The organism is Candidatus Protochlamydia sp. W-9, assembly GCF_001950615.1.
In the GTDB taxonomy this organism is placed as follows: Bacteria; Chlamydiota; Chlamydiia; order Chlamydiales; family Parachlamydiaceae; genus Protochlamydia; species Protochlamydia amoebophila.
On the sequence record NZ_BCPZ01000271.1, the window covers coordinates 1 to 1,797 of the forward strand.

General features: G+C 43.8%; 1 pseudogene. It reads left to right on the forward strand.

The window, feature by feature from the left end:
- A pseudogene (locus BU804_RS08060) lies at window positions 1-1,797 on the forward strand (hypothetical protein); the annotation flags it as partial.

Genomic DNA, 1,797 nt, shown 5'->3' on the forward strand with positions numbered 1-1,797 from the left:
AGCTGCACCCTGATACAATAGAAAATCTCAAGCCCTGGATCGCTCATTTCGTGCATCATCTCGTTTCCAGACAACGAGCTGATGCGCTTGATCCGGATCAGGCTTGGCATTGGCATGAAGCTTACTACCAAAGACTCTCCCTGATGACTTTCACGGAACCTCTACGAGAAAACTATCTTAAAGTCTTAGATAGCTATCCCGCGGAGGAAAATTTGGCTGCGTTAAGCGCTCATCTTGCCTCTATCTCTAACCCAAGCGGAGTTAGACAAAGCCAGCGTTTAGAAGAAGAACAATTTCAACAAGCAATTCGCGCGATGACAATCGACCAGCCGGATCCAGACGATCTCTTCCAAGTGAAAATTCGCTGCCCGGCAGTGCCCGATGCTCGGTATCTCAACCAGGCCGTGTGCAAACAAATTTTAGAAGTAACGGGGAATCTCAAACGTCAATACAAAAATAGCGCTCACCCCGTGGCAAGTGCCTCCTATGGTGGCTACCATCTACATTTTAAACAAAAACCAACGCATCCGCTGCTGGAATATGCCATTCATGCGCTGACGGCACGCATTGCGGGGCACTTAAGCCCTCCGACTGAACTAGCCCGCTTTGAAATTGAAGTAAAAGGAAAAAAACGGGTCTATCCTGTCTTAATTTCCAAAACCATTCAAGGGCAAACGTTAGAAAACGCAGAAAATCTAGATGTCAAGCAACTGACTTGGGCTTGCCTATGTGCCTTATTGACCCGTCCAGGAGATGGTAGGTTCCCCAACTACGTCGTTGAAGAGGGGACGCGGCGCATTTTCTGCGTCGATAATGATATTTCTTTTGTCGAAGCTGTCATCCGCTATTATTTCGGACATAAAGTGCAGTTTTCTTCCGCTCTTTTTTGCCTAGATGCTAAGTACCATCTAGATTCTGAAGTGTTAGAGGCTTTTCTTCGTTTAGAGCCTAACCTTATCCTCAATAATTGGCTTGAAGACTTAATCCAAAAAGATGCCGCTTATCGCGAACTTCAACTTTTTAATTCTAAAGAAGAAGAACAGTTATATGAAGAAAACCCAGAAGATCGCTTTAAAGGAACGCTCCTTTTACGTAGCGGCACGGTGATGAATTTACTCGTGCAATTTTACCATCTGCAAGACTGTTTGCGCCAAGCTTTAAAAGATAAAAAAAGACTTGCCCCTATCAATCTTTTACCCTATCTCGTCAACTTACGGGAGAGTCACAAGCAAACCCTAGATCGCTGGGTTTATTTTAAATATAAGCAAGCTGCTGCAAGCAGTTTAGATCCCAAACAAAGGCTACAACAAGCGATCGACCGCCAAGTAGACATTTCTCTCACTTCCACCCAAGCCGACGCAGCCAGCTTTGGCAAGCCTCCGACGTTTGAAGAAATTCAACAGCGTGAAGAATACTCTCCTGAAAAAGCTCAAAGTGAGCTTTTTGCGTTTACCCTAAACCGGTGCACCTCAAATGTGGCGTTTGGGACAAACAAAGAAGGAGAATGGATTGAAGCAGATTTTAAGCACATGGTCAAAGGAGAAAGATTTGATCGAGAGCGGCAACGCCTCGTGTTACATGCCTTAATCTTTTTAATGAAAAATAAAGGTCTTCGACCTCGAAAAGTCACTTTAATGAACTGCGTTGTTTTAGATCACATTACGTTAAAACCTTTTTTGCATGTTGAACTCGACTATTTAAATGTAAGCGGTTGTTCATTTATTAAAGAAGAGGCCATTCTGGAAATCGAAAAGTGCTCTCCTAATCTCAAAACGCTTTATTTAAACCGTTGCGCTC